Annotated in this window: 2 protein-coding genes; both read right to left on the bottom strand. The window is 41.0% G+C overall.

Going from position 1 to position 1,734, the window contains the following annotated elements:
* Positions 1-115: 115 nt before the first annotated feature.
* Complete coding sequence (locus CEX98_RS22010; RefSeq protein WP_099644118.1) at positions 116-391, bottom strand: hypothetical protein; 276 nt, start codon at positions 389-391, stop codon at positions 116-118.
* Positions 392-396: 5 nt separating this feature from the next.
* Positions 397-1,734: RHS repeat-associated core domain-containing protein (locus tag CEX98_RS23075; RefSeq protein ID WP_242441785.1), on the bottom strand; the 1,338-nt coding region annotated here is incomplete at its 5' end.

Here is a 1,734-nt window from a genome sequence, read left to right as displayed (position 1 = left end):
TAAGGAACACAAAAAACCAATCGACAGACAAAAGAAAACCAGCGAATGCTGGTTTTCTAAAGCGTGTTAATAATGGCTGGCGAAGTATTAAATTTACTCTGTCCCCAGTTTTTATTCAAATTTTTAGCTTGTTAAATATCAATTGAATCAATTTCAAAGTACCGTACAAAACTATTGCAGTTATCGGTAGCATAACTAAAAAAACAGAAAGTGCTTTTCCAAAAGCAACGTCTCTTATCTTAGTTTCAAGTTCAAAGCCAAATAAATCTATAACAAGGCTACCGATAAAATAAATAATCAAGCTAGCTATTATTAAACTAATATACGCAACCAAAGCTCTTTTCTTTTTAGCTTTTTCCGTATTTGCTGCTGATATATCAATCTTTTTCATAATTCCTATCTACATGATTCGTCATGACATGAATTTTGCTGGTGTGCTGCTTCAGCAGCATAACCTGCACCATATGCACCTCCAAGTTTAACTTCTGCGGCAGCTCTATTAGCAGGGGTCGAGCTTAAAGTTTTAGAGTCAGCTAAGACTCTTTGCGATGATGATTGTGTCATATTGTGAGATGCCCCAGTTGTACTATTATTTGGAAGCCCTCTGCTAGCTACAGCAACTTTTGCTAATCCTTTAGCCGCTGCACCACCAACAGCCCCCACTGCGGCTGCTTCTGCAACTTTTCCAGGCTTGAACTCTCCTTTCATAGCTTGATTCGCGATTTCACCCGCACCATTCGCTCCAGCACCGACTGCCATAGTTCCAACAAGGCCACCTCCAAATGTCGTAGCAACTCCAACCGCAGCACCAACTCCTCCGGCTTTCATTACTGAACCAAAAGAAGCGTTTTCATTTGTTACTGCTTCTGAAATTGCACCTATGGCAAATCCAATTACACCAGCTCCAACTTGGAGAAATGGGAACTCCCCATTCGGATCAGTATATTTATACGGGTTATTGTTTGCGTAGATATAACGATTAAACCCGTGAACAGGATTCTCTCTTGCAATATGTCCCAATGTATCTACAGGATCATTCGAATAAAAACGCCCAATCACTGGATCATAGTATCGTGCCTGCATATAACTTAGACCAAGCTCTTTATCAAACTTGTGTCCCGTATAGCCTACATCGTCCTTTGCCTCCTCTAACGTTTCACCAAACGGACGATAGTGCTGGCGGCTATCTGCTTCTGATGTTGGTGTTACGTCTCCGTATTTGGCTATGAGCTTTTTGCCTAGGTAAATATAGTTAACGCCTTCACCCGTTATGGTATTGCCCTTTTCTCGATACAGCAAAGTTCCATCTTGTGAGTATAAACTATAACTTGTGCCACTTTGCTCCACTTGTTTAACTCGGCGATTGTGTCCATCATATAAATAAGTGTTATTTTTCGCAGAAGTAAGCTGGTTTGCTAAGTTAAAGCTTAACTGATATGCACCATTGTTGGTGATATTGCCCCGCGTATCATACGCTAAGTTTGCATACTTACCATTGGTGCCTGCTCCCGTCACGCTAGATAGACGGTTTGTCTGTCTGTCATAGGTGTAGGTCAGGTTTCTATCTTTGCTTGTATATGATTCTATATTCCCTAAAGCATCATACGCGATTGTACTGTTGCCAATAGCTGTACCGCCCTCGACCGAGGTCAACCTATGCAAACCATCATAACTTAAGCTTAAATTATAATCAGGCTGTACCCAATCCAAAATAGAGGTGACATTACCCACGAT

Source organism: Pseudoalteromonas piscicida (assembly GCF_002744175.1).
Taxonomy (GTDB): Bacteria; Pseudomonadota; Gammaproteobacteria; order Enterobacterales; family Alteromonadaceae; genus Pseudoalteromonas; species Pseudoalteromonas piscicida_B.
This window is presented reverse-complemented; position numbering and strand designations above follow the sequence as displayed.

Coding starts and splice junctions, on each gene's coding strand:
- CEX98_RS22010 (WP_099644118.1), bottom strand. CDS start 391: ATGAAAAAGATTGATATATCAGCAGCAAATACGGAAAAAGCTAAAAAG.